General features: G+C 43.7%; 10 protein-coding genes. 4 read left to right on the top strand and 6 right to left on the bottom strand.

Translation table 11 applies throughout. From position 1 onward, the window contains the following. Nucleotides 1-482: 482 nt before the first annotated feature. The 5 genes from C3B55_RS00895 to waaF all read right to left on the bottom strand — a co-directional run bounded on the left by C3B55_RS00895 (nt 483) and on the right by waaF (nt 7,376). Nucleotides 483-1,934, bottom strand: coding sequence for a lipopolysaccharide kinase InaA family protein (locus C3B55_RS00895; protein ID WP_129210645.1), 1,452 nt, complete (start codon nt 1,932-1,934; stop codon nt 483-485). Nucleotides 1,935-3,351: 1,417 nt separating this feature from the next. After that, complete coding sequence (gene rfaP / locus C3B55_RS00890) at nt 3,352-4,158, bottom strand: lipopolysaccharide core heptose(I) kinase RfaP (protein WP_129210643.1); 807 nt, start codon at nt 4,156-4,158, stop codon at nt 3,352-3,354. Then, nucleotides 4,155-5,279 carry a glycosyltransferase family 4 protein gene (locus C3B55_RS00885; RefSeq protein WP_129210641.1) on the bottom strand — a complete coding sequence of 375 codons (1,125 nt, stop codon included), beginning with the start codon at nt 5,277-5,279 and terminating at the stop codon, nt 4,155-4,157. Before C3B55_RS00885 ends, rfaP begins: the two co-directional genes overlap by 4 nt. Beyond that, the gene (gene waaC / locus C3B55_RS00880; RefSeq protein WP_129210639.1) at nt 5,279-6,340 is read right to left on the bottom strand and encodes a lipopolysaccharide heptosyltransferase I; all 1,062 of its coding nucleotides are present in this window, start codon (nt 6,338-6,340) and stop codon (nt 5,279-5,281) included. Before waaC ends, C3B55_RS00885 begins: the two co-directional genes overlap by 1 nt. A gap of 10 nt (nt 6,341-6,350) precedes the next feature. After that, a complete protein-coding gene (gene waaF / locus C3B55_RS00875; protein WP_129210637.1) occupies nt 6,351-7,376 on the bottom strand; it encodes a lipopolysaccharide heptosyltransferase II in 1,026 nt (341 codons plus the stop codon). A 3,505-nt stretch (nt 7,377-10,881) separates the two neighbouring features. Between waaF and aceE the strand changes: the two genes are divergently transcribed. Together aceE and C3B55_RS00865 are read left to right on the top strand one after the other, a co-directional pair. Beyond that, nucleotides 10,882-13,527 carry a pyruvate dehydrogenase (acetyl-transferring), homodimeric type gene (aceE, locus tag C3B55_RS00870; protein WP_129210635.1) on the top strand — a complete coding sequence of 882 codons (2,646 nt, stop codon included), beginning with the start codon at nt 10,882-10,884 and terminating at the stop codon, nt 13,525-13,527. A 12-nt stretch (nt 13,528-13,539) separates the two neighbouring features. Continuing rightward, nucleotides 13,540-15,018: a dihydrolipoyllysine-residue acetyltransferase gene (locus C3B55_RS00865; protein ID WP_129210633.1), complete on the top strand. Its 1,479-nt coding sequence runs from the start codon at nt 13,540-13,542 to the stop codon at nt 15,016-15,018. Between the two features lie 1,617 nt (nt 15,019-16,635). Here the strand turns inward: C3B55_RS00865 and putP are convergent. Further along, entirely contained in the window at nt 16,636-18,120 is a 1,485-nt protein-coding gene (gene putP / locus C3B55_RS00860; protein WP_129210631.1) for a sodium/proline symporter PutP, read from the bottom strand. Nucleotides 18,121-18,145: 25 nt separating this feature from the next. Here putP and C3B55_RS00855 point away from each other — a divergent pair, with 25 nt between their 5' ends. Both C3B55_RS00855 and putA read left to right on the top strand, forming a co-directional pair. Next, nucleotides 18,146-18,331 carry a hypothetical protein gene (locus tag C3B55_RS00855; RefSeq protein WP_129210629.1) on the top strand — a complete coding sequence of 62 codons (186 nt, stop codon included), beginning with the start codon at nt 18,146-18,148 and terminating at the stop codon, nt 18,329-18,331. Nucleotides 18,332-18,582: 251 nt separating this feature from the next. Further along, complete coding sequence (putA, locus tag C3B55_RS00850; RefSeq protein ID WP_129210627.1) at nt 18,583-22,536, top strand: trifunctional transcriptional regulator/proline dehydrogenase/L-glutamate gamma-semialdehyde dehydrogenase; 3,954 nt, start codon at nt 18,583-18,585, stop codon at nt 22,534-22,536. Nucleotides 22,537-22,785: the final 249 nt, after the last annotated feature.

The following is a 22,785-nucleotide window of genomic DNA, read 5'->3' as shown; positions in this document are numbered from 1 at the left end:
ACCACACCTATGGTGGTAATCAGCACGATATGTGTTTGTACTCCAGACCTATATTGGTATGTAAGCACGAGCTAAAATGTGCACATTATGACCTATAGCGAAATCGATGTATTCCGGCAAATCAAATAACTCAAACTGCGCACTAAAGCCATCGATCAACAAGAATATGAAATAAACTAATACTAAGATTAACCAAGTTACGCAATTTAACACTATGCCATGTCAGATTCCCACTAACAACAAATTCATGGACACGTTACCAGTAAAAGTACAACAGCGAACTGTCAACTGAACTCAAAGTTCAGATAAATTTTGCTCAATCGTAGTATATTAATACTATGATTGCTAGTGAATAATAATGTTCGCTACTATAAAGTAGCACTGAGAGACATTAGTATGCGGTGTAGTTTAAGTCTTAGCGTTACGAGTTGGTATTAGATTTAAGTAGTGCTTAAAAAACTGATCAAACTTAAAAATCTGCTTTAACCGGCAACGCTAATCTCTTTTGGTAAGCGCTGATCAATCAGCTTATAAAGCGCGCTACTTTCAGGCCAATTACGCATAAACCGCGTACGGTCCTTAGCGAACGCCAGAGCGAAGCTGACGTTTGAGCCGTGCTGATACATGGTATCAAGGTCGATCAACGCCCAACGATCTTGAGCCCAAAACAAGTTATGACCTTTAAAATCGCCATGACTAATGCGATAACGAATCAGCTCAGCAAATAGATGCTCTAGAGCCAGGAGCTCATCTTCTGGCGCATGACCATGCTCAATATAAGGCATAAAACGTTCAATGATATCTTGCCCAGGGAGATATTCAGTCACTAGATAGGCTCGGCTACGCAACCATAAAAACCGCTTTTCTAACACAGCTAACGGCTTTGGTGTAGTAATACCGAGGAATTCTAAACGACTACCTTCACGCCAGGAATGCCATGCGCGGCTAGGGCGCCAAAAACGCTTAAGCCAATGGGCAACACTTTTAATATTGTAACGCTTGATTACTAACGACTGCCCAGCTATATCAACCTTAGCAACAGTAGCTGCACCACTAGTTTTATATAAATAACCTTGATCTAATAACTCATCGGCCTGCTCTAATACTGGCAATAGCACTGTTTCTGCTTCGCGATAGGTTGCGCGCAAAGCAAAAGCACTACGCGTTACACTGAACAACGTGCATTCACGACCAACCTTGTTTAAAAAATCTTTTAAACGCCAGGCGCTAGCCTTATATACCTGTTTTTTGAGGGCATCTAGCGGCAAGACATGTTCGCTATTGCTCAACAAGTAGTACGCTAGCAACTGTTCATTGAACGGCTCCAAATTTTTTGGCAGCTGAGCAAAGAATACGCCAAGGTTTTCTAGCACTCGATTACGCGATAGCGGTTTGCCTACTTCTTCCATATATATCCCTGCACCGTCAATTAAGTATAACTGATTGCCATGACGAAGAAAGTTATCCAGGTGCAGGTCTTTCTGCCACAAGCCTTTAGTATGCATCTTAGCAATCACTGCCAAAGCATCAGCAAGCACTGCTGTTTGTTCATCAGTCAGCGGCGGTAAACCTTTAACCGCTTGCCAGGCATTTGCTAGGCTTTCAGCATTATCAATAAATTGAAATAACAACCAGCCACCCTCGCCTTCCTGTAAGCCATCAGTTAGCAATTGCGGCGTGATAAAACCTTGCTCAGCTAAAAGCTGTACACCACTAAGCTCTCGCTGAAAATGCCGCACTGCTTTACTACCTACCAATAATTTAGCCAACACTTGACGGCCGCACCAGATGGCTGCGCCTACATAACGTTTACCAGGCAACACATGCAGAAGACTGAGCAGTTGTAATCGCCTTGAACCTGCAGAATCCGTAAGTTCAATAGTCAGAGGCAGCCTTGGCGTACGACCAGTTTTTTTCAGTTCAGACAACCGCATCAACATTTCTCCTTATGACTGCGCCAGGCGATCATGCGCTCGAAACAGGTGATAACCAACAAGTTATCCTTGGCTAGTCAAGGATAAGACCGCAAATAATGAACACATTTATATAGTGAACCACTATAGTATATGTCACAAAAATAACTTCAAATCCTTGATATAATTACGCTTGCCAAACAATAGCTGGCGAGGTCTCTCGAGGCCCATTAATATGCGCGGCATAGCTTATGCCTGCAGCCTAACTAAAATATACCTAGGATTAAAGCAATCATGCACTTAGCTTATACTATGTAAACCACGCACTAGCTAACTACAAAAAGTAATATAAGTTCACCGAAAAACATCATCTGTAACGCAAAAATATCTGGCCCACAGGTAATAGCTAAAACCAGAGAATATTTAGGTAAACGCCTGTACGCTAACAAGATTTACTAAGTATACATATCAGATTATTACTTGAGAGCTTGAAATAATCCATATAGCAATTTACTAGGTAGTCATACTGATATTTTATACTCTAAGCAAAACACGCTATTTCAGTCGCCATAACTAGTATATCGCTTATCCATTCAGCTGCGCATCGTTTGCTAACATATATAGTATCTAAGTTAGATGGGCTATTCAGCTGAAGCAAAGTATAATCTTTAGTCACCATGAAACTACTAGCTCATACTAACCTCAAAAAAATCTTACTAAATAATAAATTCGCTGTTTATTGTTTTACTGTTACGTGTGTGTGCTAGCGATATTGAATAATAGAAGTATAACTGACAGGTAATAAACAAGTAATATTTAATAATATTAATCACTGCAAGCTAGATCTTGAGTCAAGTAATCTTTGAATTAAAAGCCGTGCTAGAAAATTACCATTAGAACAACTGATCAGGCATACGATATAGTAATCAGCAAGCAATTAATAAGTTGAGACACTGTAAATAGCTATAGATAAAAAGATGTTTATACATCGTGTTAATGTATTCAGCGCTCTCATAATTGATCATATTAACTTAATATATTTGTTAAACTATAGATCATTAACAATCTTCTATCATAGATATGTCTACATTTTAGCAGCTCGCGGATAGCTATCATCCTACTGAGATAGACATAAAGTAGAACCTTGCACTGCAAAGTTATCATACTGGCGACATAAACGTCCAGCTTAGCGAGGTACTTGCAGTTTCGCTACTTAGACTGTACTAAAAGTCACACTAAAGTAGCAACGCATAGCATTGACCGATAAGGTATACAGATCGTAGATACAATAATTGATCAAGCCAAGACTCGACTGTGAATCAAATGTAATCACAGAGAAGGTTTCAGTTACTCACCATACAAAACAACAAAATACCCTCTAAAGTACAGAAAATTATCCACCTAGATAGTGTAAGTAGGTTCTAGGTCTGACCTGCTATCAGGGGACATTCCCCAGGCTTAACTTCCGCGCATATAGTTTATATGCTTTGCGCTGCATAAGACCTAAAGAGGTCGACTGCTCAGTCAATATCTGACGTAGTGGCTGACGGAAATAACCTTTAAGAAAGCGCCACTTATCTCGTTGAGTTAAACCAATTTCCAATGCTGAGTAATACAATGCTGACAAATCTTTGTTGCGCCAGCGCAGCGGTAGATGGGTGCGCAATTGAGCACGGTGCAAGTCGATGACTGATAGCTTTAATTTGCGCACATTCATTGGTTTAGTAGTATCGAGCAGAAAGTGGCACAGGTAACAGTCGCGGTGATTGACACCGCCACGGTGCATTTTGCCAACTATGCGCGCCAATTCTGCAGTGATAGCATAGCGCAATGCAAATGCAGGAGGCTTAGCCACCCAATTGACAGTTAAATTTTCTAAACTAATGGCTGGAGCCAGTTCTTCGGTGATAATAAACGAGTACCGGTTAGTTACATTGCTGCCCTTTTCACTGAAAGCTACGCCGGTCATGGTAGGCACACCAAGCTTCTGCAAACGATGGATAGCAGCCCATTCGAGACCTACACCTAATACTGGCAATTTGGCAGTGATCAAATTTTTGAAGATTTCTCCCCAACCTATGCTACGGTGAATTTTTACAAAATATTGACGGCCATCTACCTCAGTGCGTAAGGTGCGACGCACTGTTAACTCACGAAATACCTGACCTTGCAGTTTCTCTACCTCAGCAAAAACATCGCGCCCAGACCATAACGTCTTAAACGGTTCAGCAAGAATTAACTTCATAATTTTAGCTCCGCTAGAATAATATCTGCCGCGTGTTGTGGCATACTGTAGAGGTCAGCTGTCTCAGCGTAAGCCAACCCATTGCGGCCCCAGGCAGCACGCTGTGCGTAATCGATAAGCATATATACTAGATATTGATTGAGCTGCGCCTGTTTAAACGGCTCATCCAATACTAATCCGTTGTTAGCTTCGGCAATGTAGTTAGCATAACCACATATGGCTGAAGCTAGAACTGGCAACCCGGCCACGAGCGCTTCAAGCAAGACGGTACCTGTGTTTTCGTTGTACGCCGGGTGGATCAACAGATCAGCACCCAATAAGAAACGCAGAATATCGCTCCGACCCTTAAAAAACTGTACGCTATCGCTTAATCCTAGTATAGCGCTTTGCAGTTGGAATACCTTAGGGTTATCCTGGCCAATTACAAACAAACGTGTGCGCTTTTTAAGCTCAAATGGTAGTGCGGCTACAGCCTTAAGGCTACGACCGACACCTTTAGTCTTAAAGCCGGAACCGATTTGCACCAGTAGCATATCATCATCGCTTACGTTAAATTCCTTGCGAAAACTTTTACGAATTTCTGTAGAGTTTTGCGGTGCACGTCGGTCTTGCGCAATTCCCGGCGGCAATAAGTGGAAGCGCACAAGCGGCGTATTATAATGTTTAATAAACAATAATTGTTGTACTTCAGAAATCACTAAGATCTTTGTTGTAGCGTCTTTAGCAAATACCATGCTCTCATATTTAGCAAAATGTTTATAACGGCCAAAACTTTTATATAGTAAGTGACGCAGGTTTTGCGCTTTGTCTTCAAAGCAGCCATCAGCGGCGTAATATATGTCTAGACCAGGCATTTTGTTGAAGCCAACTAAACGGTCAACTTTATGCTTGGCTAGATCAGCTTCTATCCAGGCGTTAAATTTCTCGTTACGCCGATGATTAAAAAACGCCCTAACTGTCGCCTTCAATACTTCAAAACCAGGAGGAACATCACCTTCCCAAATTAGCGTATAGACGCGAATCTTATGGCCACGCCGCTGACATTCTAGAGCGATGCGCATAAAGTCGCGCTGCAAACCACCAAAGAGAAAATATTTATACAAAACAAACGCTAGCTGCATTATTTCAGCCCATCAGTAAATAGCAACATGCTAAGTCGGCTTGCCACATGCGCAGGGCTCAAGCGCGTAAAACATAGAGGTAACTCAAGTTTCATGTCAAACAGACGCAAATCATCATATGTTGGCTGATATGTACAGTGTTTTTGTAAGCATGGTGCACATGGAAAATCACTAGATAAATGAATCTGCCTCTTGCCATAAGTACCGGTCAGAATTGGATTAGTTGAGCTGAATAGAGATATGGTTGGTACATTTAGAGCGGCAGCTAAATGGCCGAAACCAGTATCCACTGCTACGCATGCCAAAGCGCCAGTAAGTACGCGAGCAACACCACCCAAGTTTAACTTAGGTAGCACTTCAGCATTTTCCAAACCTATTGCTAGGCGTTCAGCGCGAACTTTTTCGACAGCATTACCCCATGGTAATTTCACGTCTACGCCATGGTCCGCCAGATGTTTAGCTAGTTCACGCCAGTAAATTTCGGGCCAACGCTTAGTATCCCAAGTACTGCCGTGCAACAGCAATACAAAAGGTTTTTTTGGCGTCAAGCTGTACAGCTTGTGAACACTCAGGCCATAGTTACCAGAACCATCAGCTAAATTATAGCCCAGCGCAGCAGCAAACAGCTGACGCAAACGCTCAACTGCATGTTGTGTAGGGGGTACAGCTAGGCGGCGCGAATAAAAGCATGCTGCTATTGGTTCACGGGCGGAATCTTTATCAAAGCCTGCCACTGGGGCGCTTACATAGCGCGTCAACCAAGCACTTTTGAGTAATCCTTGTGCATCAATCACTAAATCGTATTTAGTTGACTGGATGCTTTTTTTAAAACTCTGCCATTCACCGCTTTTTATAGTCCACCAGATGTGTTTGCGCCAACGGCGAATCGCTACAGGAATCACCTTGTCCACTGCCGGATGCCAAGTTGGAAGTTCAGCGAAGCCTTCTTCTACCACCCAATCGAAACGAATTCCAGGGATCGCTAGCATCGCCTCAGTCAGTGCTGGCAACACATGAATCACATCACCCAAAGATGAAGTTTTAATTATCAGTACACGCAAACTAATAGACCTAAGCTATAGCGCTTTCTAAGCGTTGCAAAGCATTGCTAACCAGCTGCGGCAGCAGCTGGCGCATACAATTATAGTGGCCAAAAGGGCAAACACGCTTAAAACATGGACTGCAATCTAGACCCATACGTACTATTTCAACCTTATTAGCCAATGGCGGTGTGAAATTTGGAGAAGTCGAACCGTATACTGCTACCAACGGGAGGTTGAGCGCTGCAGCTACATGCATCAAACCAGAATCATTGGATACTACCAAGTTAGCGCAGGACAACAAATCAATAGCTTCAGCCAGAGTAGTATAACCACTCAGATTGATCAATTTTTTACGCAAGCTTGGACTAATACGCTTGTAAATGTTTTCACCCACTGAGAAGTCATTTTTAGAGCCGAACAGCCACACCTGCCAGCCATCGTAAATTTTCATTTCAGCAACTTTAGCGTAATGCTCAACCGGCCAGCGCTTAGAATCACCGAACTCAGCACCAGGGCATAGCGCTAGCACTGGCCAATCAAGTTCCAGGCCAAATTTAGCAAGCGCTACATCTCGATTCACCAAGTTAATCTGTAGACGCGTAAGAGGGTACGGCGCCGGCAGCTCAGCGCCAGGCTCATACGCTAGCGCCATGAAACGTTCCATTATCAGTGGGTAACGAGCCCTGTCTAAGACGCGCATATCATTGAGCAACACATAACGAAACTCGCCACGCCAGCCGGTGCGCTTAGGGATACCAGCAAAATACGGTACTAGCGCCGACTTTAGCGAATTAGGCAGCAGGATTGCTTGGTCGTACTGGCCAGCCATAGATTTACCAAAACTGCGATACATCGCTAACTTGATAACGCGGCAGTTAACCGGGAGGCATAAGGCTTGGCGCACCTCAAGCATACGCCCGAGAATCGGGCGGCTCCACTCGGGGGCAAGTACGTCAATTTGACAGTCAAGATGACATTGCTTGAGACACTGGAAGAGTGTCTGTGCTATCACCATATCACCGACCCAACTAGGTCCAACAATCAGAATATTCATGTAACTTCCATAAACGGTGCAAGTTAACACTAACCTCCTCATATCAATAATTACCGCCATAGGTTGCGGTAGCCACTAAACCACTCCTCTAAATACCAGTGTTCATAGTGATACTGAGCATAACTTAAGTATTGAAATATTAGCTTGAACTCAGCTCTTACCAAGTACACATTGCCTAACACCATTCAATCACAAACTGACCACGGCTACTGTACTAATTTTATTTGATAAATTCAGGCTATATACAGCGCAGCTGTAAAACTTAAGAGATTTAGCATAGAAAGACAGGTATCGACAACCGACATAAGCTTCACTAATTTTAAATTCTGTAAAATGCGTACTTATTGCATAGTAATGCAACAAAAATAAATGTTGCATTGACTACGCGAAAGCTGCGTGTTGCACCATATATTAAAATTAAATGCTGACAATACTTTTCCAGTGTAACGCTTAAGATAAAACAATGTTGTTAACTGGAAGTTATTTATACCAGTACCAACCAATTTGACTTTAGCATTTAGCTTGTCACGTATCTTAGTGCATGCCTATCTGCTAGCTATAACCTAGCTATAGCGCATTTATGACCTATTACTTTAGATGTTATTTGCCTAAAACATAGCTAGCATCCTAGCACCTACTAGAAAACGCTAGCAAATTTAAAGCCTGACGCTCAAGAGCCAGGCGTTATTGTCTTGATGGTGCTCAAATACCACCACATCCAATGAACTAACCAGCAGCCATGCTGTGCCTGATAATCCTAAGTGCATATATACTTTATTATACAATCGACCAGAGTTTGTTTTAGTGGTTAACGGATGACTGCTGAGATAATTTCAAGCACGCGAAGAACTGCGTTCTTTTAGTGAGTTTAGCTCTATCAGTCTTAGCGCACAAATCACCGTCGTAGACAAGCAATAGTTTAAGTAATAACCATACCAAGGTTTAGCACCATCAATTTTGCCGTAATAGGCAATGATAAATTATCGATCATATAGAGCAGTATCCATATGCTGTAGCAAGAAGTGACAAGCAATTACCTTAGAGCTAAGCTAACAGCCAGCACTCGTACAGGGATAACTTCAATAAGTCAGGTTAGGTATTTACTAGCTGTCATCAATAGCATTGATGCTAGTGATTTATACAGCTGCTACTCGCAGACGAATCAGCCAATTTAAAATAAAGCAGAACTTCTATTTGCCACTCAAGGTTGCCCTCAAAATAGACGTAAGACGTTCACGTAGCTCGGCAGCAAGCCACATGACTTACTAGCGCCTTAAACAAACAGCCTGCGTTTAGGTAGCTCGTCGAGCAACAAAGTGAAGAGTATATTTACTCAGCGAGCTACTGGAATTCAGTATAGTGCAGAGCGTCAAATAAGCAACGCAAAGCTTCAGAGTTTTCTAGCATAAGCGCCAAGTAAACAGAGCAACGAACAACAAGCCTGCACTAACAATAATAAACGCTCTAGCACGAAATCTAGACTACCATACTTAACTGCTTTGAACTAAAAAAGCGCTTGGATAAAGGCATTTAATTATTCAGGGCCAAAGTTCTACATAACACGCAATTCAAAGACTGCCGTACCAGTCATGCCAGAAATTTGATAACTTTGCGCATATCATCGAAGCTACCTTCGATCAATTGTCTATAAGACTGGATAGTCTCGGTGGTTATTCCTACAACAACAACCAATCACCATCTATAATAGGCCACCTTCCTCGTTTTCCTCTTTATCTAACCCTGCACCTTTGTCTAAATTAGTAATTAATTGACGAAAACACTAATCTACCTAGACACCGTTAGAACATCAAGCACTCATAGAGCTTGGCTCTTAATAAGCAAAGCCAAGCAAATGCTATGCGCGCCTGATCTTCATGGACGTACGATAGCGTTTATGTCTATAAAGTCAGAAATAACTTAGATTGTATGCTTGATGTAACACAGAAACACGCAACCATTGCGTAACTTAGCGACTACTGCAAATGTGCAAGATAGTCATAACCTTCAGCGCCTAGCGTTTTTTAGCAAAAACTACTGTTGCAGGTCCAAGTTACAATCACCGCTAATCAATTAGAACATGAGAACCGCAAATTCCACTATACGGATGCCACTTAAGCGCAGTTTGATATTACCACCAGCTACATGATATTGCTTGTCACCTCTTACTGGATTTATCTACTGCATAACGCGTAATGCTACAATCGCAGCATAGTCCAAGGTGGCAGCAGTAGGCGAACTAGCGCAACATACCCAGTAATTATACACCAACAACCTGGTCCAGGGTTTACCATGTACACTTTAAAATAATCATAACGCAGTATTCTCAGAAATAGCTTTAATCCTAAGCATAATATTTCATCTAGTTAAAGCATAGCTCCAGGCTAACGCCTAAACAGTATGCCCCCATAAATATGTTAACGCAAAAGATAAAACTTTTGATGATCATTGCGCATAGCGCTTTACTTAATTCTTGATCAAAACGAATAAAACATTCCTAATTATACATGGTGTGTTTTATACCTACTATCTAGCTGCTTTCGGTGTAAATGAAGATCAGATCAATACCAAAAAATATGTTTAGCTTCAAGATGCCGAACTTGCCCAGGTCAAGGATAACTATATGCTATACTTCACCATGACGTACGCCACCCTCATTAGGTTACCAAACTGCACGCATTAACATTAGTAAGACCATTGATAAATATTTAGTTAATGCTGGCATTTATGTATGTTGTAGAGGTCACAAAAGATTTGCATTAAATTCGCATGACTGATTAAGTCATGCCGATAATGCGTACTTACTGGTGGCGTAACACACGCCCCAGCTTATTCTCCATTATTGCCTTGAACATCTACCAGTCATCTGCCTACAAAGCTCGCCGGACATAAAGTTATGGATCGAACTAGCTATACGCTACTAGCTCAAGAAAGATTAAGGATCACAAAGTCTTTATTTCAATAACAAAATCCATGTATGCGCACGCGAGAGAAAGTTCAATACTACTATTGCAGCGTTTACGCAAAAGGTCATTGTCCTTACTGAGCGTAGCCACTGCATCACGGACTGACTGTCCTGTTCGTCTAGCATAATAATGCTAAAAGAATGACTGGCAGCTCGATCAACGCTAGAAGTCTCATAAACTATCTTCTACATGTGAATGGCGTGTTGTTATGAACACCAAATTAATTTTGGTAAAGAACTAAGGATTACTCAATAACGTTTCAAAATTACTGATATTAATTTCAATTTTTTGGTAGTGAGTGCCTAACTTAGGTAATTAATGAAAATTACTGTTAATAACAACACTGAACAATATGCTTGGTATTGTGTAATCTATTTATAAAAGATTCGAAAAACTGCAATAGTCAACGTTTTGTAGTAAAACAAAGGAATATCGAAGTAATCTTCATCATTCTACAAATTTATTTTTATTTCATCTGCCTACAAGGCTAGCCGCAAACTTCAGGCACCGATTCTGGTAGCCTTTCTGCCCTGGAGCAAGCTATGCAAGACCTCGACCCTATTGAAACCCAGGAATGGCTAGACGCCCTGGAATCGGTTTTCAACAAAGAAGGTAAAGACCGCGCCAACTATCTGATGACCAGTATGAGCGAATATGCAACCCGTTGCGGGTCTCAGTGGCCTTACGTTATCACTACACCATACCGCAACACGATCCCTACTACACGCGAATCACGCATACCGGGCGACCTAGCCATGGAGCGCCGTATTCGCTCACTAATACGCTGGAATGCTATGGCGATGGTGATTCGCGCAAATTTGAAAAATTTTGACCTAGGCGGTCACATCTCAAGCTTTGCCTCCAGCGCAACTCTGTATGATATTGGCTTTAACTACTTTTTCCAGGCTCCGACTAACGAACATGGCGGCGACCTGATCTACTTCCAAGGCCACACCGCACCAGGTATCTACGCCCGTGCATTTATTGAAGGCCGCATCACCGAAGAACACATGAATAACTTTCGCCAGGAAATTGACGGTAAAGGCCTGTCGTCATACCCACACCCTTGGCTAATGTCTAATTTCTGGCAATTCCCGACTGTATCCATGGGTCTAGGTCCGATCCAGGCAATTTATCAGGCACGCTTCATGAAACACCTTGAAGCACGAGACTTCATCCCTAAAGACAAGCAAAAAGTATGGTGCTTTTTGGGTGATGGCGAGTGTGACGAACCTGAATCTCTGGGTGCTATCTCTTTAGCTGGGCGCGAGAAGCTCGATAACCTAATCTTTGTCATTAACTGCAACTTGCAGCGCCTCGATGGTCCAGTTCGCGGTAACGGCAAAATTATCCAGGAACTCGAAGGAATATTCCGCGGCGCTCAGTGGAACGTGATTAAAGTAATCTGGGGCCGTTTCTGGGACCCACTGCTAGACAGAGACGTTAATGGCATCCTGCAGCGTCGTATGGACGAAGTTATTGATGGCGAGTACCAAAACTATAAAGCCAAAGACGGCGCGTTTGTGCGCGAACACTTCTTCAATACGCCTGAACTCAAAGCGATGGTTATAGACTTATCTGATAGCGAGATATGGAAGCTCAACCGTGGCGGCCACGATCCATACAAGGTATATGCGGCATATTACGAAGCGGTCAACCACAAAGAACAACCAACCGTCATCCTAGCTAAAACTATAAAAGGTTATGGTACCGGCGCTGGCGAAGCAAAAAACACTGCACACAACACCAAGAAAGTAGATATCAACAGCTTGAAGTTATTTCGCGATCGTTTTGATATTCCTGTCAAAGACGAAGAACTTGTAAAGTTACCTTACTGCAAACCAGAATCACATAGCGCAGAAGCACGCTACCTAAGTGAACGCCGTGCTGCTCTTGGCGGTTTTGTTCCACAACGCCGCGCCCAATCCTTTAACATATCTGCGCCACTCCTCAATACCATGAGGACTATCTTGGATGGCTCAGGCAATCGTGAAATCTCCACTACTATGGTTTTTGTGCGGATCCTCGCGCAACTGGTCAAAGATAAAAACATTGGTCCGCGTATTGTCCCTATCATCCCAGACGAAGCTCGTACCTTTGGTATGGAAGGCATGTTCCGTCAGTTAGGCATCTACTCTTCCGTCGGTCAGCTATATGAGCCAGTCGATAAAGACCAAGTCATGTTTTATAAGGAAGATAAAAAAGGCCAGATTCTCGAAGAGGGCATTAATGAAGCTGGCGCCATGAGCTCTTTTATCGCCGCTGGTACTTCATACTCTAGCCACAATCAACCTATGCTGCCATTCTATATCTTCTACTCGATGTTCGGCTTCCAGCGTATTGGGGATTTAGCCTGGGCAGCAGGTGACAGTCGTACTCGTGGCTTCTTAATAGGCGGTACTGCTGGCCGCACTACGCTAAATGGAGAAGGCTTGCAACACGAAGATGGTCACAGTCATATATTAGCTGCCACCATTCCAAACTGCCGCAGTTTTGATCCAACCTACGGTTATGAACTAGCGGTAATCATTCAAAACGGCATAAAAAAGATGACTGAAGAACAGCAGGATATCTTTTACTACATTACCGTGATGAATGAACCATACCAGCAACCAGCTATGCCTACAGGTGTTGAAGAAGGCATTATCAATGGCATGTACCTGCTAAAAGAAGATACTAAGAAAGCAGCGCACCACGTACAGCTGATGGGCTCCGGTACTATCCTGCGTGAAGTCCTTGAAGCAGCAAAAATTTTGCGTGAAGAGTTTAATATTAGCGCTGACGTGTGGAGCGTTACTAGTTTTAATGAACTGCGCCGAAACGGTTTAGCAGTAGAACGCAATAACCGTTTACATCCAGGTCAAAAACATATGAAAAGTTACATTGAAGAATGCCTAGCAGAACGCAATGGTCCAGTTATTGCTTCTACCGATTACATGAAACTATTTGCTGAACAGATTCGTCAGTGGGTTCCTTCCAAAGAATTTAAAGTCTTAGGTACCGATGGTTTTGGACGCAGTGATAGCCGCAAAAAGCTGCGTCACTTCTTTGAAGTGGACTGTCACTTCATAGTGTTAGCAGCACTAGAAGCTTTAGCTGATCGTGGTGAGATCAAGCCTAAGACAGTAGAGGACGCTATTATTAAGTTCGGTATTAACCCAGGAAAATGTAACCCACTAGACTGCTAAGGAGATTTTTTTGTGAGCGAACTCATTCGCGTACCTAACTTTGGTAACAATAAGGGAAGAGTAATAGAACTGCTTGTAAAAGAAGGTGATACCATTCAAATTGACCAGAGCATCCTGATCCTAGAATCGAACAAAACGAATATAGAAATACCTGCTTTAAAAGCCGGCTTAATCAAAAACCTAAAAGTGAAGCCAGGTGATTGGCTGCAAGAAGGCGATGAGCTACTAGAGCTAGAAACTGTAGACGTTGTTGCTGCACCAGCATCTACAGCTAAAAAGCCTATCACCATCACCAACTTTCAGGATATTTTAGTCCCAGATATTGGTTCGTCGAACAAGGCTAAAATTATTGAGCTGTTAGTTACAACTGGCGACATCGTCGAAGTTGACCAATCGCTAATCACCCTGGAGTGCGACAAAGCTTCTATGGAAATCCCCTCACCAGCAACCGGTGTGGTGGAAAGTATTGCAGTCAAGCTAACAGACGAAGTCAGTGCTGGCGACTTTATCCTTAAGCTCAAAACACAAGATGCAGTAATGGCTCCAGCTGCTAAAGCAGCCACCTTAAGCGTAACCAAGGTTCACGCAGGGCCTGCCGTACGTAAGCTAGCCCGTGAACTAGGAGTTGAGCTACACTCTGTCTCGCCAACCGGCCCACACGGCCGCGTACTAAAAGAAGATGTACAGGTTTACGTCAAAGCAATGACGCAGAAAGCTACAAAAAATATTAGCGCTAATGCCGCTAACGGTGGCATAAACATTCCGTCTATCCCAATCGCTCACTTAAGCTGTTTCGGCGAAACTGAAGAGACGCCGATGACCCGCCTAATGCAAATTGGTGGGCCTAGTCTACACCGCAACTGGTTAAACATCCCACATGTGACCCAGTTTGACCAGGCTGACATCACTGACCTCAAAGCTTTTTGTGTTGCACAAAAGGCCGCAGCCCAGCAAGCTGGCGTGAGACTGACCTTACTGCCAATGCTGATCAAAGCGTGTGCACACTTACTCAAGGAGTTACCAGATTTTAACAGTTCACTAGCATCAAGCGGTAAAGCGATCATTCGCAAGAAGTATGTACACATTGGTTTCGCAGTTGATACCCAAGACGGTTTGCTGGTCCCTGTGATCAGAAGCGTTGACCAAAAGAGCCTGCTGAAGCTCGCTGCCGAAGCATCTGCGCTAACTACAAAAGCTCGTGACAAAAAACTCACTGCAGATGACATGCGAGGCGCCTGCTTTACTGTTTCTAATCTTGGTCACATTAGTGGTACCGGCTTTACGCCAATAGTTAATGCGCCAGAAGTGGCGATACTAGGTATATCCAAGGCAATTATCCAACCTATATGGGACGGCACAGCGTTCCAACCGAAGCTAATGTTACCGCTGTCATTATCCTATGATCACCGTGTGATAAATGGTGCTGCCGCAGCACACTTCACGCGGCGTCTGAGCGAACTGCTCAACGACATCCGCACTCTATTATTATAAATCACCTCAAACTAGACTGCCTTTAATTAATCTGAGAGGCCTAAGTCAAACTAATTTCCAGGTATCACGATAAGTACCTCAACCGTGCTAGTTTGCTGTGAGCTGTTAGCTTGTTTAGCAAGAAAAATGAGGATAATATTTGTCTATCACTCAAATTATAGCAAGCCACCTAAAGCTAACAATAAAGCGAGTATAAGCTCGGCACCGTGCACATTTTTACAAGTGCGCTAACTCATGAAAAGCCAACCAGATATTTACCTGTATGGACGCTCCTAAGCAATAACGAAATTACTGGTGACTTTACGCCTTCGGCAATACTGTATATTTAGCAATTTTAATCAGAATAGCTAACTGGCTTAGATAGATTGGTGTCTGCTGGACGCTGAGCTTTTTAATGCTATGACTAGGGTAGGCTTTTAAAGCCGTAATAACGCTGGTTTATACCGTAGAAATGCAAGTCCCTAGACAGCAGTGGAGGATACTTGATCGTAAGGGTGTAAACTACTAAAATCGTGTGGCTAGCTGAATGCATGCTTGTTTACGTCTGAATAAATTTATCATGTTTATTGCTAAACACTAATCATTAGAGCTATGAGAGCTCTAAATAAAAATAACAACAAATTCTAGGCTTGACACCCAGATACTGAATGAACCATAGATTGTTTTATTCAAATAAACAAAATGCTCACATTTGAAATATTCACCTCTCAATGGAGATGTAGAATTCCTATATGGATCCTATATCTCTAATCTTACCCAACGTAATAATCTATGGCATAATTTTTTCTGGAAGATTCCAGGCTGGCACATACTATGTTCCGGATAATCCAATAGATAATATCATAATTATTTAGTAACAGATTAATCACTTGCAAGGCTTACCTTGCGTAGCATAGTAGATACTATATAGCTGTAAAATACCATAACCTTGAGTATTCTAACTATAAAAGCACCTGACAGTACAAAAGGCTATTGAGGTACAGATCCATTTGTTTGCTGATTCACTCCATGCTACAGCAAGAAACAGTTTCATGAATTCATCACTCATAAATCTTTAAACCTTGAAATAACAAAGATTGCCTATAGAAAATCAGATTAAAAGCACTTTGATTAGCAAGAACAGGCGCTGAGTACCTCTATGTACAGGGTAGAACGATAGATTATGCACTAGTTTTCATCTATCTGGGCACAAACACAAGCAAATTAGCAATTCCTATACAGTAGGTAGTGTTTGATTATTCTTGTATCAAGCATGAAATGCTTAGCATATTGTGTATGCATAATTACCTCTACTCACTAGATCGATGAAAATAGCACGGCAAGACAGCTGAACGAATGCAATTCGCGCTACAGCAAGTAACTACTACCGGTCTAATCGTTAGCTTTACACTAAACCGCTTAGTTGAATATTATGGTAGGCTTAGTAAGCGATTTCTGATGTGACAGTCCCATCAGTAAAATTACTACAAGGTATTGTTCAAGTTTATATAAAGATTTTAGCATTCTAATTTTTTCTCAATCTACCAACATAATTACTGAGTCCACTATAGAAAAGGCTATATATCCGGAGAATACCAGCCTTTTCTATCATTAACAAATATGTACGCTCTAAATGATTTACTTATTGCGGTGATAATTTTTTTCTGCCGCATCAAAACGCTCAACCATACTATTAGTTGGTATACCTATCTTGCTAACTAAGTAGATCGCCAAGCTAGCAAAAATAAAGCCTGGGATGATTTCGTACAAGCCCAGCAAATTGAAGTGCTTCCAAACAATCACCGTAATTGCACCGACCAGGATACCGGCTAAGGCACCGTTACGTGTCATGCCTTTCCAGATAACCGAGATCAGCACTGTAGGACCGAACGCTGCACCAAAACCAGCCCAAGCATAGCTCACTAAGCCAAGTACACGGTTATCTGGGTTAGCTGCCATAGCGATAGCGATCAGAGAAATCAACAACACCATTGCGCGACCAACCCATACTAATTCAACCTGCGAAGCATTTTTACGAAGAAAGGTTTTATAGAAATCTTCAGTCATAGCGCTAGAGCACACTAGCAGTTGGCAGCTTAAAGTGCTCATAACCGCAGCCAAAATAGCCGATAACAGCACACCGGCAATCCATGGGTTAAATAGCAGTTTAGTAAGCTCTATAAACACACGTTCATGATTTTCGGTAACCGGATAAGCCACTTCAGGGTGTATTGAGAAATAAGCAATACCAAAAAAGCCTACCGCTACAGTGCCGCCCAAACATAGAATCATCCAGATCATGGAAATGCGACGCGCCTTAGCAATTGACTTCACTGAATCTGCCGCCATAAAGCGCGCTAAAATATGAGGTTGACCGAAATAACCTAAGCCCCAACCCATCAAGGAGATTATACCAATAAAAGTCGTATTTTTTATCATATTAAAGTTATCAGGGTTTTTAGCTTCTATTGCCAAAAAAGTAGTATCGATACCCCCTGTAGCCAACAACACAATAATTGGCGTCAGAATAAGCGCAAAGATCATTAACGTAGCTTGTACGGTGTCCGTCCAGCTAACTGCCAGGAAACCACCAACAAAGGTGTAAGCAATCGTCGCAGCAGCACCAGCCCACAACGCCAATGCATAAGACATGCCGAATGTACTTTCAAACAGACGAGCACCAGCTACGATGCCAGAGGCGCAATAAATCGTGAAGAACACAAGGATTACCACTGCAGAAATAATACGCAGCAATCCACTTTTATCTTCAAAACGGCTAGAAAAGTAATCCGGTAGCGTCAATGCGTCGCCATTGTGCTCGGTTTGCACGCGTAGGCGACCAGCTACGAAGAACCAGTTCAAATAAGCGCCAACGATCAGACCAATAGCGATCCAGCTTTCAGACAGGCCGAACATGTAGATCGCACCTGGCAAGCCCATCAATAACCAGCCACTCATATCTGAAGCGCCAGCTGACAAGGCCGTGACTACGCTACCAAGGCTACGACCGCCAAGAATGTAATCGGAAAGGTTGTTAGTGGAGCGATAGGCTATGAAACCGATCAGCACCATTGCTGCGATGTAGATCACAAACGTGATCAGGACTGGATTACTAACGCTCATAAGAGTGATGCCCTGGATTTATTTTATGTATCGACGACCTGCACAAGACGACCACCAATTAGTAGCGGTAGACGAAATGGCGTGCCGCGCATTTATGACTAGCGCTTCCCCTCAGGAAAACTACCAGTCAGTGCACCAAACCTTGCAGGTGGTTGCACCTTGGGCGCGCATGCTATTCAACAAAGTAAATAAGGTGCAACCAGTTTCGTAAGAATTAAGTTGCATCTAGATATGTTTTTTACAAAACATGACTTTTTGCTCCTTTTCGGAGCAAGAACATCTAATATCATAAGTAAACGCACCAAAGCGAAGCGGACTTAGCTAGTCGCGTTAACTTTTCTCGGTCACCATCAAAAAAAATCTTGAATAAAAGAGTCATACCCAGTTGCACCTCTTCATATGCAAAGCTAATCTTGCCGCCAGCAAATGCCACTCGGTTGTGGCACCCATGAGGATAAAAAGATGGCAACGATCACCCTTGGGGTCAAACTAGACGACCCAATCAGCGAACGCCTTAAGGCAGCTGCTACCTCTATTGATCGCACGCCGCACTGGCTGATCAAGCAGGCAATTTTTAATTACTTAGAGAAACTCGAGGGTGGTGCTCCCCTGCCTGAGCTCAATGGCTCGGGAAACAAGGATTTTGAAAACATAGATGAAATCCAGCCGGATCACCCCAACCAGTGCTTCCTTGAATTTGCTAAAAGTATCCTATCGCAATCGGTTTTGCGCGCCTTAATCACCACTGCTTATCGTCGCCCAGAACCAGAAGTAATACCAATGCTTATTGAGCAAGCACGCCTACCGCAGTCAACGGCTAAAGCGACTAATAAGTTAGCTGCCTCAATTACGGAGAAATTACGTAATCAGAAGAACGCAGGTGGTCGCGCAGGCATAGTTCAGAGTCTGCTACAAGAATTTTCCCTTTCATCCCAGGAAGGCGTAGCACTAATGTGTTTAGCCGAAGCGCTGCTGCGTATCCCGGACAAAGGCACCCGCGACGCACTGATCCGCGATAAAATTAGCACTGGAAACTGGCAGTCTCATTTAGGTAATAGCCCGTCGCTATTCGTTAATGCTGCAACCTGGGGCCTACTACTGACCGGCAAGCTGATATCCACGCATAACGAGGCTGGTTTAACTTCATCCCTAACGAGGATCATTGGCAAGAGTGGCGAGCCAATGATCCGCAAGGGCGTCGACATGGCAATGCGCCTGATGGGCGAACAGTTCGTTACTGGTGAAACTATCGCTGAAGCTCTAGTCAATGCAGGCAAGTTCGAAGCTAAGGGCTTCCGCTACTCTTACGATATGCTTGGTGAAGCTGCACTGACTGAACACGATGCCAAAAAGTTTTTAGCCTCATATCAGCAAGCTATTCATTCTATCGGTAAAGCATCTAACGGCCTTGGGATTTATGAAGGCCCAGGCATTTCTATGAAGCTCTCGGCACTACATCCGCGTTACAGCCGTGCCCAATACGAACGAGTGATGGATGAACTATACCCGCGTCTGCTGTCTTTAACTTTACTGGCAGAGCAATATGATATCGGTCTGAATATCGATGCTGAAGAAGCCGACCGCTTAGAGCTGTCACTAGATCTTTTAGAACGCCTATGTTTCGAACCACAACTTACTGGCTGGAACGGCATTGGTTTTGTTGTGCAGGCTTACCAAAAGCGTTGCCCGTATGTAATTGACTATCTAATTGACCTGGCCCGTCGCAGCCGTCATCGCTTGATGATACGCTTAGTAAAAGGCGCATACTGGGACAGTGAAATCAAACGCGCTCAAGTCGAAGGACTGGAAGGTTATCCTGTCTACACCCGCAAAGTTTACACCGACGTTTCCTATATCGCCTGTGCACGCAAACTGTTGTCGGTTCCTGAAGTTATCTACCCACAGTTCGCCACGCATAATGCCCACACATTGTCAGCCATCTATAATATTGCTGGTCAAAACTATTACCATGGCCAGTATGAGTTCCAGTGCCTGCATGGAATGGGTGAACCACTATATGAGCAGGTAGTAGGCACAGTTGCCGAAGGAAAACTAAATCGGGCATGCCGCGTATACGCACCAGTAGGCACCCATGAGACACTGCTGGCTTACCTAGTGCGTCGCCTGCTAGAAAACGGTGCTAACACCTCATTTGTTAACCGCATTGCTGATCAGTCAATATCGATTCAGGAGCTAATAGCTGATCCAGTAGCAAGTATTGAGCATATAGCCACGCTAGAAGGCAGAATAGGCTTGCCACACCTGCGCATCCCACTGCCGCGTGACTTATACGGTCCTGAACGCGCTAACTCTATCGGTATCGACCTCACTAATGAGCACCATTTGGCATCGCTATCTTGTGCCTTGCTCGCTACTGCGCACAACAGCTGGAAAGCTGTGCCGATGCTCGGTTGCGTGTCTAGCAATGAAATTGCTTTACCTGTACTTAATCCGTCTAACTTACGTGATGTAGTTGGTCATGTACAGGAAGTTACTATTAAAGACATCGACAATGCTATCCAGTGCGCTATCAACACTGGTCCTATTTGGCAAGCTACCCCGCCCACAGAACGCGCCGCAATTCTAGAACGAGCGGCTGATCTTATGGAAGGCGAAATGAAGTCACTCATAGGTTTACTAGCTCGCGAAGCTGGTAAAACCTTTGCCAACGCCATCGCTGAAGTGCGTGAAGCCGTTGATTTTTTACGATACTATACAGTACAAGCTCGCAACGATTTCACCAAAGATGCTCACCGTCCACTCGGCCCAGTGGTTTGCATCAGCCCATGGAACTTTCCGTTAGCAATCTTTAGTGGCCAAGTGGCTGCCGCATTAGCCGCTGGTAACTCAGTATTAGCTAAACCAGCTGAACAAACCCCGCTAGTAGCAGCACAAGCTGTACGCATTTTACTCGAAGCTGGTATTCCGGCAGGAGTGTTACAATTGCTGCCTGGAAAAGGTGAAACCGTTGGCGCTTGCCTGGTGAATGATGATCGCATCAAAGGTGTAATGTTCACAGGTTCCACAGAGGTAGCACGCTTATTGCAATGCAATGTTGCAGGCCGTCTAGATACCCAGGGTCGTCCGATTACGCTAATCGCCGAAACCGGTGGCCAGAACGCGATGATCGTCGACTCCTCTGCACTAACTGAACAGGTCGTAATTGACGTCGTATCGTCAGCTTTCGATAGCGCTGGTCAGCGTTGCTCAGCACTACGCGTGTTGTGCTTACAGGAAGATTCTGCCGACCAAGTGATCGAAATGCTCAAGGGCGCAATGACTGAATGCCGTCTGGGTAACCCAGAGCATTTATCGGTGGATATTGGTCCAGTAATCGACGCAGAAGCCAAGACCAATATCGAGAAATATATCCAAGCCATGCGCGACAAAGGCCGTACCGTATACCAAATGGCCATTGCTGACAGTGAAGAGATTAAGTGCGGTACATTTGTGATGCCAACCTTAATTGAACTGGAAAACTTTGCAGAACTCCAGCGCGAGATCTTTGGCCCAGTGCTGCATGTAGTGCGCTACAAACGCGTAGAAATGGACCAGCTGATCAGCCAAATCAATGCGTCCGGTTACGGCCTAACTCTTGGCGTACATACCCGTATTGATGAAACTATTACTAAAATAGTCAGCAATGTGCATGCCGGCAACGTGTACGTGAATCGCAACATCGTCGGTGCAGTTGTTGGCGTACAGCCGTTTGGCGGTGAAGGCCTATCAGGCACAGGCCCAAAAGCTGGTGGCCCGCTATACTTGTATCGATTATTATCGACACGCCCTACGGATGCAATCGAGCAATCTTTTGTACGTGGAGATAAACTGGCCGCACCAGATGTACGTCTGCGTAATGCCATGAGTCAACCACTGGCCGCTCTGAAAACCTGGGCCGATAGCAATAAATTCAACGACCTAAGTGCTCTATGTAACCAGTTTTCGATGCAATCACAAAGCGGTATCACCCGCCAACTAGCAGGTCCAACTGGCGAACGCAACAGCTATGCCATTCTGCCCAGAGAACATGTTCTGTGCCTAGCGGAAGCGAAAGGTGATCTACTGACCCAACTAGCTGCGGTATTAGCTGTTGGCGGTTCAGCTGTGTGGCTAGAAACAGACCTAACTAAAGCCTTATTTACGCGTTTACCAAGGGAAGCCCAGGAGAAAATCAAGTGCGTAGCTGACTGGACTAAAGATGACATGGTATTCGATGCGGTCTTGCACCATGGAGATTCTGAACAACTACGCACAGTATGTCAGCAAGTAGCGCAGCGCAGTGGTGCAATTGTTGGTGTACATGGTTTGTCCCAAGGCGAAACAGCGATTGCACTAGAGCGTCTAGTGATCGAGCGTGCGTTAAGCATTAACACCGCTGCAGCTGGTGGTAATGCTAGCTTAATGACTATTGGTTGACTGAATGCAGAAGTCGAGCGTACTCGACTTTGCTCACATCTATCATCAAATCCTGGCTGTCCGAATAAGCCGAGCTCTAGAGCTAGCGCACTAGAGATACAAATTTGTAGTATAGATAGTTATAAGCATAAATACTAGATAAAATATACTACTGCTATAAACCATTTAAATTATATCCATAAAGATACACATGATATTTAATTAATAGATTTGCTAAGCAACAAGCTTTCGCAGAACAGTACAGTATAC

Origin of the sequence: Candidatus Pseudomonas adelgestsugas, from assembly GCF_004124255.1 — a bacterium.
In the GTDB taxonomy this organism is placed as follows: Bacteria; Pseudomonadota; Gammaproteobacteria; order Pseudomonadales; family Pseudomonadaceae; genus Aquipseudomonas; species Aquipseudomonas adelgestsugas.
The sequence above is the reverse complement of the archived record's forward strand: the minus strand, read 5'-3'. Positions and strand labels throughout refer to the sequence as shown.

What these genes read in the sequence shown, in the direction of transcription:
- C3B55_RS00895 (WP_129210645.1), bottom strand. Translation starts at nt 1,934, where the DNA reads ATGCGGTTGTCTGAACTGAAAAAAACTGGTCGTACGCCAAGGCTGCCT.
- rfaP (WP_129210643.1), bottom strand. Translation starts at nt 4,158, where the DNA reads ATGAAGTTAATTCTTGCTGAACCGTTTAAGACGTTATGGTCTGGGCGC.
- C3B55_RS00885 (WP_129210641.1), bottom strand. Translation starts at nt 5,279, where the DNA reads ATGCAGCTAGCGTTTGTTTTGTATAAATATTTTCTCTTTGGTGGTTTG.
- waaF (WP_129210637.1), bottom strand. Translation starts at nt 7,376, where the DNA reads ATGAATATTCTGATTGTTGGACCTAGTTGGGTCGGTGATATGGTGATA.
- aceE (WP_129210635.1), top strand. Translation starts at nt 10,882, where the DNA reads ATGCAAGACCTCGACCCTATTGAAACCCAGGAATGGCTAGACGCCCTG.
- putP (WP_129210631.1), bottom strand. Translation starts at nt 18,120, where the DNA reads ATGAGCGTTAGTAATCCAGTCCTGATCACGTTTGTGATCTACATCGCA.
- C3B55_RS00855 (WP_129210629.1), top strand. Translation starts at nt 18,146, where the DNA reads ATGTATCGACGACCTGCACAAGACGACCACCAATTAGTAGCGGTAGAC.
- putA (WP_129210627.1), top strand. Translation starts at nt 18,583, where the DNA reads ATGGCAACGATCACCCTTGGGGTCAAACTAGACGACCCAATCAGCGAA.